Raw genomic sequence first — 13,014 nt, 5'->3', positions numbered from 1 at the left:
ATCGGTGTTTCTCAGCTGGATTTAGTTTATGGATTGCTTTTAAAATATCAGTTACCTTCACATTCATCACCAACCTCGCTATTCATAGCTCGTTTGTTCGATAAAAACAAATATCAACAACAAAGATTAACATAGCCTATCAATAAAAAAATAAAGTTAGAACTTCCTTATAGAAGCCTTCTAGCTTTATTTCCTCATTATTGCCATATTGCTTCTAGTGTTTCGTAGATAAATCTATTGATTAATGGTCTAACCTTGTCCACATTGTCATACAATGCTATTAGCAATCCGATAAGGAGGACAGGTACGTATGAAATGGAGAGTTGTGGCTATTATTTTAGTTATTGCACTCATTTTCCCTTACATGATAGTAGCAGAGACAGAAAATGACGATGGTATGATGAATCAATTGGATCTATTATCAGATGAAGTTCTACACTTGGTTAAAGCCCAAAAATATGAAGATGCTAGTAGAATGTTGAATTATTTCACAGACCAATTTGTATTGGCTACAAGCACATCAACTGCGATGACGAGGGAAAGTTTGAGAACTGTCACATCTGTTCACCAAGAAGTAGTTGAAGAAATAAATAAAGAACAAAGCTCTTATGAGACGAAAGTACAAAAAGCAACAAAACTTCGGATATTAATGGACGCCCTATCTCCTGCGAAAGAACCGATGTGGCATGAAATGAAAGGTCCGATGTTAAGTACACTTGGGGAAGTAAGGGAGTCAATAGAAGCGGGTGATAGCGAGAGCTTTCATACACAGTATAATACCTTTCTCTCTCTTTATGATACGATTTATCCTTCATTAAAATTAGAAGTAGAGCCAGCAACTATTCAACAATTGCATACACGCATTCAATATATTGATCAATATCGTCGAGATGTAATGGTGAAAGAAGAAGGTAAAAGGGAACTAGAATTATTGAATAGTGAGCTAGAAGACATTTTTGATACAATTACGGATGATGAAGCTGATCCATCACTATGGTGGGTAATTATTTCAACTGGAAGTATAATTATCTTAACGCTTTCGTATGTCGGTTTTAAAAAATATAAGGGCGGAAAGAAAAAAGAAAAAAATCCAGAGAGCTAAGGCTAAACGCTTGAATTGTCTTATAAGAAAAAGGTAAAATAAAATCAAAGCATAAACATGATAAGCTTTTCCTTTAGATAAATTAAAGAAGGAAAAGGTAATGGGAGAATGAGATGGCAGGAAAAATGGACTTTCATCTTGAGGCATCTAGAGACGAAGCTACCCATTTTTTTTTGAATTGTTTGTAAGCAAGAATGGACCAATAATCAAGTTTTTTTAGAAACAAGTATCCATGTAAAGTCGTGTTTTCACTATTTACAAGGCCATTCTGTCATACTAAGAGACTAACTAAAAGCTTTAACTTAGTATGTGAATATTTCTTCCAGTGTTTGTCTACATGATGCACATGTAGATGATAAGCTTATACTTTATTAGGAGGTTCACCTATGTCGTTTTTGATTTACTTTATCATTATTATGATTGTCCCGATTGCTATTCAAATGTACTTGAAGAAGACGTATAAGAAACATTTACAAATATCTACTTCTTCAAATATGACTGGAGCAGAAGCGGCTAGAAAAGTTTTAGATGAAAATGGGCTTTATAATGTCTCTATCGAACCAGTAAAGGGGCAACTTTCAGACCATTATGATCCGAGAGATAAGACCGTGAGGTTATCTGAGGATAATTATTATGGATCTTCCATTGCTTCTGTATCAGTGGCGACACACGAAGTGGGTCATGCCATTCAAGATGCTGAAGACTATGCTTTCTTACGCTTTAGACATGCGCTTGTTCCAGTTGCGAACATTGGCTCTAACTTATCCTTCTTTTTCATCTTAGGAGGATTATTGTTTCAATTTACTGGTATGATGTTACTAGGTATCATTTTCTTTGCAGCAGCGGTATTATTCCAGGTAATTACATTACCGGTTGAGTTTAACGCCTCATCAAGAGCACTCAATGTTATGGTAAGCTCTGGTGTGATTAGAAATGATGAAGAGTCTGGCGCTAAAAAAGTATTAAATGCAGCAGCTCTAACTTATGTAGCGGCAACAGTTATCGCTGTTATGGAATTACTGCGTTTTGTTCTGGCTTTTATTGGCATGAACAATGATGATTAATATATTTTAAATGTAAAAGCAACTGCTCACTTGAGGTAGTTGCTTTTTGTTAGTTTTTTAGTAATCTCAGCGTTCTAAAGGTTTTTTGTTTTCATCCAATGTAAATCCTTCTCCTAAGACATCGTGCACTTGTGATACGGTGACAAATGCATTAGGATCAACTGAATGGATAAGGTTCTTCAATTTAGTTAGTTCATTTCGAGCCACTACGCAATATAATACTTCACGATCCAGCTTAGTAAATGACCCTCGACCTTTTAAAACTGTGACACCTCTCTCCATTTCATAGAGAATTTTCGCTGATATCTCTTCATTTTTCTCAGAGATAATCATTGCACCTCTTGCAGAATAAGCTCCTTCTTGGATAAAGTCGATTACTTTCGCGCCAACAAAAACGGCAACTAGAGTATACATTGCCTCATAATATTTGAGGTAAAAAATCAGTGATAATGCAATCACGCAAAAGTCAAATACAAACATCGTTTTACCCATAGAAGTACCGGTATACTTATTAACGAGTCGTGCAATTATATCAACGCCACCCGTTGTTCCACCATATCTGAAAATTATACCGAGACCAACACCGATAAAAACACCTGCGAACAGTGCAGCTAAAGTAAGATCATTCTTTAATGGCATATGTATTTGATATCTTTGGAATATTTCAAGGAAAAGAGAAACGCCTAGCGTACCAATAATCGTATAGATAAAGGCTTTTTTACCAAGTAGTTTCCATCCTATGAAAAATAAAGGAATATTCAAAATCAAATTCGTATAAGATGGATTCCAATCAAATAAGAAATACAATAAGAGCGTGATACCTGTAAAGCCACCTTCTGCTAAGTTGTTTTGCATATTAAAGTGAACAATACCGAAAGAGAATATACTAGCGCCAAACAGAATAAGGATAATATTCTTAATTTTCAATCCAAACATTCACTGTGCCCTCCGAAATAATGACATATATTACTTGCCATCTCATTATATAGATTCAATAGAGGATAAGCAATCACACATTAATAGGGGAGCATGGCAGCCGATTCTCGCATACATATACTATTTTTATGGGACAGAAATAAAGAATTAAACGATAGGAATTGTAAAAATGGTTATGTTTAGCTAACATGGAGAGTGTGAATAAAATGATTTGAAAAGGTATGTATATGAGGTGAGAAACAATGAGTAAGTCGATGGAAGAATTACAGAGGGAAGTAGATACCTATATTGGGCAATTTAAAGAGGGGTATTTTAGTCCACTTGCTATGGTGGCAAGATTAACAGAGGAATTAGGGGAGCTGGCAAGAGAAGTCAATCATACATATGGTGAAAAACCAAAAAAGAGTACAGAAAAAGAAAAAGCAATAGAAGAAGAAATGGGAGACATGCTTTTTGTTTTAATTTGTCTTGCTAATTCTCTAAATATAGATTTAGCAAAAGCGCATGACCAAGTGATGCATAAGTTTCAAACGCGCGATAAAGATAGATGGACACGTATTGAAGAAGGGGGAAAAAAATAATGAAGACAATTAAGGTCGTGATTGCAGGTCCAAGAGGTAGAATGGGGAGTGAGGCAATTAAGTTAGTTCAGAAAAAAGATAAATATGAATTAGTAGCTGTTGTAGATCATAAAAATGATGGTGGTAATTTAAGTGATTTTAAAGGCTTTGAGGGAATCGATGTTCCTGTTTATTCTGATATAGAAAAATGTTTTAAAAATGAAGATTGTGATGTTCTTATTGATTTAACCACGCCTGAAGTTGGTATGTATCATACGAAAACAGCGCTTACTTATGGAGTGAGACCAGTTGTTGGTACAACTGGATTTACCAAAGAGAACTTACAAGAACTAGAGGATTTATGTCATGAAACTAATTTAGGTGCGATTATTGCGCCAAACTTTGCAGTTGGTGCTGTGCTTATGATGAAATTTTCACAAATGGCAGCTAAGTACTTTAATGATGTAGAGATTATTGAAATGCACCATGATCAAAAACTAGATGCACCATCTGGCACTGCTGTTAAAACAGCTGAGATGATTCGTGATGTAAGAGAGAGTAAGCAACAAGGACATCCTAATGAAAAGGAAACGCTAGCTGGAGCTCGTGGGGCTGATTTTGATGGAATGCATATCCACTCCGTTAGACTTCCTGGCTTAATTGCACATCAACAAGTAATGTTTGGTTCTAGTGGACAAACACTGCAAATTCGCCATGATTCATACAATCGCGAATCATTCATGAGTGGTGTTGCATTAGCTGTCGATACTGTAGTTAAAATTGATACGTTAGTTTACGGATTAGAAAATATTATCGAGTAAGTATGGAGGTGGTGCCGATGAACATTGCATTAATTGCTCATGACAAAAAGAAGAATGATATTGTGAATTTTTCTAAAGCGTATCAAGTTATTCTTTCACAGCACCAATTATTTGCAACTGGTACGACGGGTTTAAGGTTACAGCAGGAAGCTAATCTAACTGTGCATCGTTTTCAATCTGGACCACTTGGTGGGGATCAGCAAATTGGAAGTATGATTGCGCAAAATAAAATGGATCTCGTCTTGTTTTTTAGAGACCCGCTCACCGCACAACCACATGAACCAGATATTACGGCGTTAATCCGATTATGTGATGTTTACGCTGTACCATTAGCGACAAATATGGGCACAGCAGAAGTCCTAATTAAAGGACTTGAACGAGGAGATTTTTCCTGGAGAGAAATTATAAAAGAGAGTGAATAGAAATGAACGAAATAAAGCTTGATATCCTTGCTTTCGGAGCGCATGCCGATGATGTAGAAATCGGCATGTCAGGAACAATAGCGAAGTATGTGGAAAAAGGTTATAAAGTAGGGATTTGCGATTTAACAGAAGCCGAGCTGTCTTCTAACGGTAATCCTACTCTGAGGAAAACAGAAGCAATTGCAGCAGGGCGAATATTAAATGTGTCTGTAAGAGAAGGACTTCATTTAGGTGATAGACAGTTATTTTTAACAAGTGAGCGTATCAAACAGGTAGTAGAAATGATTAGGAAGTATCAGCCGACAATTGTCTTTGCACCATATGAAATAGATAGGCACCCGGATCATGCGAATGCAACGAAAATTGTTGAAGAAGCAGTCTTCTCTGCAGGTATTCGTAAATATCAAACAAATGAGTATCAAACGGATCATAAAGTGAAAAGCTTTTACTATTATATGATTAATGGTTTTCACCAACCTGATTTTATGATAGATATTACATCAACAATAGACAAAAAGATCGCCAGTTTAAATGCTTACCAAAGTCAATTCACGAAAACGGAGGGAGCTGTCGATACTCCGTTAACAAATGGCTATGTGGAAATGGTTGAAGCTAGAGAACGCCTATTTGGACAGCAAGTTGGTGTCAAATATGCAGAAGGTTTTAAGGTGAAAAAACCTTTGATGATCGAAAACGATTTATTTGGAGTGTAAGAATGAATAGAAAACTTAAAATAGGGATTACTTGCTATCCGACTGTTGGTGGGTCAGGGGTAATTGCCACAGAACTCGGAAAAATGCTGGCAGAAAGAGGACATGAAATTCACTTTATTTCTTCTAGCATTCCTTTTCGTTTAAATAAGATATATCATAATATTTTTTACCATCAAGTAGAGGTTAATCAATACTCTGTTTTTCAATATGCGCCTTATGACATCGCGTTAGCAAGCAAGATGGCAGAAGTCATTAAAAGAGAAAATCTTGACTTACTTCATGTACATTATGCAGTGCCACATGCGATCTGTGCCATATTAGGGAAGCAAATGAGCGGGCGAGATGTTAAAATCGTTACAACTTTGCATGGAACAGATATTACGGTTCTTGGTTATGACTCATCGTTAACTGATGCGATAAAGTTTGGAATTGAACAATCGGATCGTGTTACTGCTGTTTCCAATGCATTAATCGCACAAACTTACGACTTAATCAATCCACAGAAAAAAATTATTCCCGTATACAATTTTATTGATGAGCGTGAATATGTAAAAAAAGATGTAGATTACTTGAAAGAAGAATTTCAAATAGCTGAAGACGAGAAGGTTATTATTCATGTGTCTAACTTTCGTGGTGTAAAAAGAGTAGATGACGTCGTGCGTTCGTTTGCTAAAATTGCCGAACATATAAAAGCTAAGCTCCTACTTGTAGGTGATGGTCCACAGATGAGTGATATTTCAAAATTAGTAGACCAATTATCCTTAAAACACCAAGTTATATTTCTTGGCAAACAAGACAACTTAGCGGAACTTTATTCCATTAGTGACTTGATGCTTTTATTGTCCGAAAAGGAAAGCTTTGGCTTAGTCGCACTTGAAGCAATGGCATGCAATGTACCGTGTATAGGGACTAATGTTGGAGGTATTCCGGAAGTTATCCAAGATGGTGTAAATGGATATATTTGTGAACTGGGTGATATTGAAAGTATTGCAGCAGTCGCATTAGATATTTTACAAGATGAAAAATTACATACAAAATTATCATTACAAGCAAAAGAATCTGTACTGACAAGTTTCCATGCCGATAAGATTGTTTCACAATACGAGCAGCTTTATTTTGATCTATTAAGTGAGGCGAAATGATGAAACCAATATTTCAAAGAGCTATTCCGATTATTGAAAAGCTTGAGGAAGCAGGTTATGAAGCCTATTTTGTCGGTGGTGCAGTGAGGGATCTTCTAATTGGTCGTGAAATAGCAGATGTAGATATCGCTACATCTGCAACACCGATTGAAATGAAAGCGATTTTTTCTAAAACGGTTGATGTAGGTATTGAGCATGGTACCATACTTATTCTTCTAAAAGGTGAAGCATATGAAGTAACAACATATAGGGCAGAGTCAACGTATAGTGACTTTAGAAGACCGGATGAAGTCCGTTTTATCCGTCATTTAAAGGAGGATTTACAGAGAAGAGACTTTACTATGAATAGCATTGCTATGGATAAAAATGGTGAATTAATTGACCCCTTCGCTGGAAGGGAAGCAATCAAAAATAGAGAAATAAAGACCGTTGGTTCAAGTGAAGAACGCTTTAATGAGGATGCCTTAAGAATGATGCGAGCGCTGCGCTTTAAAAGTCAATTAGGTTTCCTGCTCGAAGAAGGAACATATGATGCATTAAAAAAGAAAGTGCATCTACTGCAACATGTGGCAGTTGAAAGGAAGCTCGTTGAATTTAATAAATTATTACAAGGAGACTATCGAGTAGATGCCTTGACGCTTCTGCAAGACTCAAACTTGCATCACTATTTACCAATGCTTTCGCAAAAGGAGAAGGGACTTAATCAGCTCGTCACTTATCCTCTTCAATCATTATCTTTGCTTGAAATATGGGTTCTGCTCTTAAAGGTTTTTCAATTAAATGAGCATGAAGCAAAGATAGGATTAAAAGAATGGAAGATGTCAAGTAAAGACATGAAAGAAATACTCAATCTATATCAATGGTTCCAAAAAAGACTATCAACACCTTTTCAAGCTACTACAATTTACCAAAGTGGTTTATCAGTAGCAGTGAGTGCTGAAAAACTTCATCAAGTTTACAATCATGAAAGAGTAGAATATCCTGATCATTTAGTAGAAATGTATAGCAAATTGGCGATTACTTCAAGAAAACAATTAGCAGTCAATGGCAATGATATTATCACTTGGAGTCAGCAATCAGCTGGTCCTTGGCTAAAGGAATTGTTAGCAAAAGTGGAGGAAGCAATTATACTTGGAGAATTACAAAATAATAAAGAAGATATCAGGGAGTGGCTGTTTCAATGGAATCAGAAATAAGGAAGAAGTTATTAAATGCCTTCACGACTCACCAAGATGATTATTTGTCAGGGCAAGCTATTGCAGATTTACTCGGTTGTTCACGCACAGCAGTGTGGAAACATATAGAGAATCTTCGTAAAGAAGGGTTTGAATTTGAAGCGGTGAGACGAAAAGGATATCGCATCGTTGCTACACCCAAAAAAGTGATTGCTGATGAAATACGTTATGGGTTGAAAACAAATATACTTGGTAGTCATATCCATTATGAAGAATCAGTGGACTCCACACAAAAAGTCGCCCATCAATTAGCAACAGATGGTGCATGTGAAGGTACGATTGTAGTAGCAGAAGAGCAAATTAGCGGTAGAGGGAGAATGGATCGAAAATGGATATCCCCTAAATATACAGGTGTTTGGATGAGTGTCATTCTTAGGCCGCAGCTTCCTCCTCATCGTGCACCGCAATTAACACTTATTGCAGCTGTTGCTGTTGTTCAGGCAATCGAGGAAGTGACCGGTTTAACAGCTGAAATTAAATGGCCTAATGATGTGTTGATTAATGGCAAAAAAGTAACAGGGATATTAACAGAGATGCAAGCAGATGCAGATCGAATCGTTTCTATTATTATGGGGATTGGTATTAATGTGAATCAGAAATTAGAAGACTATCCCGAGGAGATTCAACCTATCGCCACCTCCCTTGCAATTGAAAAGAAAGAAGAAATCTCGCGCGCACAGATTATTCAAACCCTTTTATTCAAGCTCGAAAAACTGTATCAACTGTATTTACAGAATGGTTTTCAACCGATAAGAATTTTATGGGAAAGTTATGCCATTAGTATAGGGAAGAATATAAAAGCGCGTACACTATCTGGTACCATAGTGGGCAAAGCGATAGGAATTACAGATGAAGGCATATTGCTATTAGAAGATGAGGCTGGTGTGCGACATCAAATTTATTCTGCAGACATTGATTTAGAATAATATATATTTTTTATAGAAAGTTAACACAATTATTGATATACTTTGTTTGGGCAGTATCGGTAAGAACTGCACCTGTTTGACCATCATTTATACGCGAAATCTGCCTAGATCCATTTAGGACCAGGACAGAGGGATGAGTTTAATAATGAGAACACACACTATCCTTCTGCACTTTTTTGTAGAAGGTTATTTTTATGTCTTTCTCATTATCAGTAGTTCATCACCTCTTCCTATTAAAAAAGGAGGAAGTAGGATGAAACAAACGACTGATTTTTTGAAAATGAAAAGTAAAGGTGAGAAAATAGCCATGCTCACGGCATATGATTTTCCACAGGCTAAATTATCAGAGCAAGCTAATGTCGATATGATTCTTGTCGGCGACTCACTAGGAATGGTTGTATTAGGTTATGATTCAACGATTCCGGTCACAATGGATGATATGATTCACCATGCTAAAGCTGTGAAGCGCGGGGCAAAAGACACTTTTATCGTGGTAGATATGCCGTTTATGAGCTACCATATTTCCATGGAAGACGCGCTCATAAATGCGAGAACCCTGATTCAAGAAACTGGTGCTCATGCAGTTAAGGTTGAGGGTGGAGATGAAGTAATAGATAAAATTACTGCAATGACAAATGCAGGTATACCAGTTGTCGCACATTTAGGTTTAACACCACAATCCGTTGGTGTGTTAGGTGGTTACAAAGTACAGGGTAAAGATGCAAAAGCAGCCCAAAAACTAATCAATGATGCAAGAAAATGTGAACAAGCGGGGGCTTTTGCTCTTGTTCTTGAATGTGTGCCGCAACAGCTATCTAAAGAAGTATCATTAATCTTAAATATCCCGACAATTGGGATTGGTGCGGGTGTGCATACAGATGGCCAAGTACTTGTGTACCACGACATTCTCACATATGGCGTGGAGCGCGTACCAAAGTTTGTTAAGCGCTATTTAAATAGTGGAGAAATGATGGAAGAAGCCATTTCTTCGTATGTAAAAGAGGTTAAGAGTGGACAATTTCCAGAGGATAGCCATTCTTTTAATATGAAAGAAGAAGAACTTTTAAGTCTCTACGGAGGAAAGAAATGAAAAAAGTGACAAGCATCAAAGAAATGCAGAAAATCATCAAAGGCTTCCAACGAGAAGGAAAATCAATTGGGCTTATCCCGACTATGGGTTATTTGCATGAAGGCCACTTAACATTAGCTAAAAAAGCACGTTCACAAAATGATATAGTCGTCATGAGTGTTTTTGTAAATCCGCTACAGTTCGGAGAAAATGAAGATTTGGCCACTTATCCGAGAAATTTAGAAAGAGATATGCAATTAGCAGCAGAAGTGAAGGTAGATTACCTGTTTCATCCAGCAGCAGAAGAAATGTATCCGCAGAAGCAAGCAATAACAATGCATGTTGAAGAAAGAACAGAAAGACTTTGTGGTGCTTCTAGACCTGGACATTTTGACGGTGTTGTCGTGGTTGTTTCTAAATTATTTAATATAATTCAGCCGGAAAGAGCTTACTTCGGTAAAAAAGACGCACAACAACTTGCTGTAATAGATTTGCTTGTGAAAAATTTAAATTTTCCGATTGAACTTATTGCAGTGGATACGGTGAGAGAAAGTGATGGGTTGGCAAAGAGCTCAAGAAATGTATTTTTAACAGAAATAGAGCGCAAAGAGGCGGCTGTGCTTTTTGAGAGTTTACAGGCAGCGGAAGCAATCATCACAGAAGGAGAAAAAAATACAGCACGTATCATTGACGTGATGAAAACAATGCTCCATGAGAAGACAAGTGGTGAAGTCGATTATATTGAGGTTCTTTCTTATCCAGAATTACAACCAAGCGATGAAGTTAATGGTGTAATCATTATAGCGTTGGCCGTGAAATTTACCAAGGCCCGCTTAATCGATAATATCATCATCACAGCATGAGGTCATAGAGGAGGGTTTAATATGTACAGAACAATGATGAATGGCAAAATTCATAGAGCAACAGTAACAGAAGCGAACCTAAACTACGTCGGCAGTATTACGATTGATAGTGATATTTTAGATGCTGTTGATATGTTACCAAATGAGAAGGTACAAATCGTTAATAACAATAATGGAGCAAGATTCGAAACGTATATTATTCCTGGTGAAAGAGGGAGTGGTGTTATTTGTGTTAATGGCGCTGCCGCACGTCTCGTTCAACAAGGGGATATTGTGATTATCATTTCATATGCTCAAGTAGCGGAGGAAAAACTCAAAGGTCATCAACCAAAAGTAGCGATTATGGGAGCAGATAATCAAATCATTGATATGCTTCACCAGGAACCAGCTAGTACGATTTTGTAAAATTATAGAACTGTTTGAGAAAAATGCTTGAGTGAATAAGCACGAACAAATTCTGTTTTAAAAAAGGATTTGTTTGTGCTTTTTATTGTGTTTATCGATACAAATAGTTACTAAGCAGATAGGGGTCATTGCAGACTTGTTATATTCATAGTTTCTTTTTGCACAAAATGACAACAGTTTTAGTTAATAATGGTAAAATAATTCGTATGAGTTTGAAGGGATAAAGAGAAATAAACCATTGAAGGAGACGGTCAAGGTGAAAAAAACAGCTTTATTATTAGCATTAGCAGTCTTGTCGATATTCATCATTGTTGCGTGTAGTAACGGAGAGACAAAAAAAGAAGAAGTTTTAGATGAGGATGAATCAATTGAGGCTGTAGCAGATAAAGCAAATGATATAAAAGATGAAGAAAATCCAGTTTCTCAAACTTCGTTACCTATTCCCCAATCGTTTAAGGAATCAGTTGACTATGGTTACACAGGGGAATGGGCGATGAAGGATTTTTCCAATGAAGTAAAGTCGGCACTTGATCAGCTACCCTCTATTACGATGGAGGCTACAGAAGAAGAGATTGATGCTTATGAACGTGACATCTTTTCCCTATTTAAAGAGAATTTAAGTATGCCAAATGTACCGATTGATCAATGGCAAGCAATGAAATTTGCAGATCCAACCGTTACAGATGAGGAAAGCCAATTAAAGAAAAATTATAATGTAGCTATATTACTTGATGCTAGTGGTAGTATGGGTGCCCTAGAAAATGGAAAAACAAGAATGGAACTTGCAAAAGAAGCGATTAATCAATTTGTTGATAGTTTGCCAGAAAAAGCGAAAGTTTCATTAACTGTATATGGACATAAAGGAACAGGAGATGAAGCAGATAAAGAAGTTTCATGCAGTACTGTAGAAGAAGTGTATTCTCTTTCAGCCTATGATAGTAAAGAGTTTACAAATGCTCTAGGTAAATTTAATCCAGCTGGATGGACACCAATGACAAAAGCAGTTGAACAAGCAATGGTTAATTTAGAATCACATGATGGTTCAGAGAATACGAATATTATTTATCTTGTGAGTGATGGAATCGAAACTTGTGGAGGAAATCCTGTACAGGCAATGGAAAAACTGAGTGATTCTAACTTAAGTCCAGTCGTTCAAATCATTGGCTATCAAGTTAATAACGATGGCTTAACGCAGTTGAAAGAAATGGCAAGGGCTGCAAATGGGCAGTTTATTAATGTCCAAAATCGAGAGGATTTAAAGGCAGAATTTAAACGAACCACGGAAATGGCTGAAGTATGGTCAGAATGGCATAGAAATAGCAATGATGCCATTAATAATCTTAATAAAACGGTGCAAAAACAATTAAATGACTGGCATCAAAAAGAGCAGGAAAAGATGAATAGAGAGCGTAAAAATCTACAATTGGCTATCAATTATTTAAATGAGGAAAACAAGATAGATACCGATGTTTTCTTACGCTTAGATGAAAACTATCGGGCATACTATTTACAAGTCGATAAAGAAGCACGTAATCTTTATCTTGAACTGGATCAACTGAACAGGGAATCATTTCTTGATAACTGGGAAGAGATTAGTGAGATATTCTTAAAAAACGTGAGTGAATAAGAAGATAGAATGTACAATTTGCAAAAGTGTTCAGAAGAGAAGAAAAGCTCATTTGGTTAGGTGTAAATTGATAGGGTTATGCAAATTTATTAGAATTATTTACTATAAACGAAGGGTATCTTTTTGATG

At 36.5% G+C, this 13,014-nt stretch carries 14 protein-coding genes; 13 read left to right on the top strand and 1 reads right to left on the bottom strand.

Translation table 11 applies throughout. From position 1 onward, the window contains the following. The first annotated feature begins 310 nt into the window (after nucleotides 1-310). Together MKX83_RS15145 and MKX83_RS15140 are read left to right on the top strand one after the other, a co-directional pair. Nucleotides 311-1,102 (top strand): sporulation protein YpjB, encoded by a 792-nt coding sequence (locus MKX83_RS15145; protein WP_095372774.1) that lies wholly within the window; start codon nucleotides 311-313, stop codon nucleotides 1,100-1,102. A 386-nt stretch (nucleotides 1,103-1,488) separates the two neighbouring features. After that, nucleotides 1,489-2,166: a zinc metallopeptidase gene (locus MKX83_RS15140; RefSeq protein WP_095372775.1), complete on the top strand. Its 678-nt coding sequence runs from the start codon at nucleotides 1,489-1,491 to the stop codon at nucleotides 2,164-2,166. Between the two features lie 66 nt (nucleotides 2,167-2,232). Here the strand turns inward: MKX83_RS15140 and MKX83_RS15135 are convergent, their stop codons facing one another. Next, nucleotides 2,233-3,102 carry a YitT family protein gene (locus MKX83_RS15135; RefSeq protein WP_095372776.1) on the bottom strand — a complete coding sequence of 290 codons (870 nt, stop codon included), beginning with the start codon at nucleotides 3,100-3,102 and terminating at the stop codon, nucleotides 2,233-2,235. Between the two features lie 242 nt (nucleotides 3,103-3,344). Here MKX83_RS15135 and MKX83_RS15130 point away from each other — a divergent pair, with 242 nt between their 5' ends. The 11 genes from MKX83_RS15130 to MKX83_RS15080 all read left to right on the top strand — a co-directional run bounded on the left by MKX83_RS15130 (nucleotide 3,345) and on the right by MKX83_RS15080 (nucleotide 12,885). Beyond that, nucleotides 3,345-3,683 carry a nucleotide pyrophosphohydrolase gene (locus MKX83_RS15130; RefSeq protein ID WP_341056132.1) on the top strand — a complete coding sequence of 113 codons (339 nt, stop codon included), beginning with the start codon at nucleotides 3,345-3,347 and terminating at the stop codon, nucleotides 3,681-3,683. Further along, nucleotides 3,683-4,483 (top strand): 4-hydroxy-tetrahydrodipicolinate reductase, encoded by an 801-nt coding sequence (dapB, locus tag MKX83_RS15125; RefSeq protein ID WP_341056128.1) that lies wholly within the window; start codon nucleotides 3,683-3,685, stop codon nucleotides 4,481-4,483. The genes MKX83_RS15130 and dapB overlap by 1 nt, the downstream gene beginning before the upstream one ends. A 17-nt stretch (nucleotides 4,484-4,500) precedes the next feature. Next, complete coding sequence (gene mgsA / locus MKX83_RS15120) at nucleotides 4,501-4,905, top strand: methylglyoxal synthase (RefSeq protein WP_224937444.1); 405 nt, start codon at nucleotides 4,501-4,503, stop codon at nucleotides 4,903-4,905. A gap of 2 nt (nucleotides 4,906-4,907) precedes the next feature. Then, nucleotides 4,908-5,618 (top strand): bacillithiol biosynthesis deacetylase BshB1, encoded by a 711-nt coding sequence (bshB1, locus tag MKX83_RS15115; RefSeq protein WP_095372780.1) that lies wholly within the window; start codon nucleotides 4,908-4,910, stop codon nucleotides 5,616-5,618. 2 nt (nucleotides 5,619-5,620) lie between these two features. Continuing rightward, nucleotides 5,621-6,760 (top strand): N-acetyl-alpha-D-glucosaminyl L-malate synthase BshA, encoded by a 1,140-nt coding sequence (bshA, locus tag MKX83_RS15110; RefSeq protein WP_095372781.1) that lies wholly within the window; start codon nucleotides 5,621-5,623, stop codon nucleotides 6,758-6,760. Further along, nucleotides 6,760-7,956 (top strand): CCA tRNA nucleotidyltransferase, encoded by a 1,197-nt coding sequence (locus tag MKX83_RS15105; protein ID WP_095372782.1) that lies wholly within the window; start codon nucleotides 6,760-6,762, stop codon nucleotides 7,954-7,956. The genes bshA and MKX83_RS15105 overlap by 1 nt, the downstream gene beginning before the upstream one ends. Next, nucleotides 7,941-8,921 carry a biotin--[acetyl-CoA-carboxylase] ligase gene (locus tag MKX83_RS15100; RefSeq protein ID WP_095372783.1) on the top strand — a complete coding sequence of 327 codons (981 nt, stop codon included), beginning with the start codon at nucleotides 7,941-7,943 and terminating at the stop codon, nucleotides 8,919-8,921. The genes MKX83_RS15105 and MKX83_RS15100 overlap by 16 nt, the downstream gene beginning before the upstream one ends. Nucleotides 8,922-9,174: 253 nt before the next feature. Further along, nucleotides 9,175-10,011 carry a 3-methyl-2-oxobutanoate hydroxymethyltransferase gene (gene panB / locus MKX83_RS15095; RefSeq protein WP_307313060.1) on the top strand — a complete coding sequence of 279 codons (837 nt, stop codon included), beginning with the start codon at nucleotides 9,175-9,177 and terminating at the stop codon, nucleotides 10,009-10,011. Further along, nucleotides 10,008-10,853, top strand: coding sequence for a pantoate--beta-alanine ligase (gene panC / locus MKX83_RS15090; protein ID WP_307313061.1), 846 nt, complete (start codon nucleotides 10,008-10,010; stop codon nucleotides 10,851-10,853). The genes panB and panC overlap by 4 nt, the downstream gene beginning before the upstream one ends. A gap of 21 nt (nucleotides 10,854-10,874) precedes the next feature. Then, on the top strand, nucleotides 10,875-11,258 hold the full coding sequence (gene panD, locus MKX83_RS15085) for an aspartate 1-decarboxylase (protein WP_095372786.1): 384 nt from the start codon (nucleotides 10,875-10,877) through the stop codon (nucleotides 11,256-11,258). Between the two features lie 256 nt (nucleotides 11,259-11,514). After that, nucleotides 11,515-12,885: a vWA domain-containing protein gene (locus MKX83_RS15080; protein ID WP_341056115.1), complete on the top strand. Its 1,371-nt coding sequence runs from the start codon at nucleotides 11,515-11,517 to the stop codon at nucleotides 12,883-12,885. Nucleotides 12,886-13,014 lie beyond the last annotated feature (129 nt).

This window comes from Cytobacillus sp. FSL M8-0252, assembly GCF_038007345.1.
Taxonomy (GTDB): domain Bacteria; phylum Bacillota; class Bacilli; order Bacillales; family Cytobacillaceae; genus Cytobacillus; species Cytobacillus kochii.
Note: the sequence above shows the minus strand (reverse complement) of the source record. Positions and strands in the feature narration are given on the sequence as shown.

Excerpts from the sequence above, each read along its gene's own strand:
- dapB (WP_341056128.1), top strand. The coding sequence starts at position 3,683 with ATGAAGACAATTAAGGTCGTGATTGCAGGTCCAAGAGGTAGAATGGGG.
- MKX83_RS15130 (WP_341056132.1), top strand. The coding sequence starts at position 3,345 with ATGAGTAAGTCGATGGAAGAATTACAGAGGGAAGTAGATACCTATATT.
- MKX83_RS15105 (WP_095372782.1), top strand. The coding sequence starts at position 6,760 with ATGAAACCAATATTTCAAAGAGCTATTCCGATTATTGAAAAGCTTGAG.
- MKX83_RS15145 (WP_095372774.1), top strand. The coding sequence starts at position 311 with ATGAAATGGAGAGTTGTGGCTATTATTTTAGTTATTGCACTCATTTTC.
- panD (WP_095372786.1), top strand. The coding sequence starts at position 10,875 with ATGTACAGAACAATGATGAATGGCAAAATTCATAGAGCAACAGTAACA.
- bshA (WP_095372781.1), top strand. The coding sequence starts at position 5,621 with ATGAATAGAAAACTTAAAATAGGGATTACTTGCTATCCGACTGTTGGT.
- panC (WP_307313061.1), top strand. The coding sequence starts at position 10,008 with ATGAAAAAAGTGACAAGCATCAAAGAAATGCAGAAAATCATCAAAGGC.
- mgsA (WP_224937444.1), top strand. The coding sequence starts at position 4,501 with ATGAACATTGCATTAATTGCTCATGACAAAAAGAAGAATGATATTGTG.
- MKX83_RS15140 (WP_095372775.1), top strand. The coding sequence starts at position 1,489 with ATGTCGTTTTTGATTTACTTTATCATTATTATGATTGTCCCGATTGCT.
- MKX83_RS15100 (WP_095372783.1), top strand. The coding sequence starts at position 7,941 with ATGGAATCAGAAATAAGGAAGAAGTTATTAAATGCCTTCACGACTCAC.
- bshB1 (WP_095372780.1), top strand. The coding sequence starts at position 4,908 with ATGAACGAAATAAAGCTTGATATCCTTGCTTTCGGAGCGCATGCCGAT.
- MKX83_RS15135 (WP_095372776.1), bottom strand. The coding sequence starts at position 3,102 with ATGTTTGGATTGAAAATTAAGAATATTATCCTTATTCTGTTTGGCGCT.
- panB (WP_307313060.1), top strand. The coding sequence starts at position 9,175 with ATGAAACAAACGACTGATTTTTTGAAAATGAAAAGTAAAGGTGAGAAA.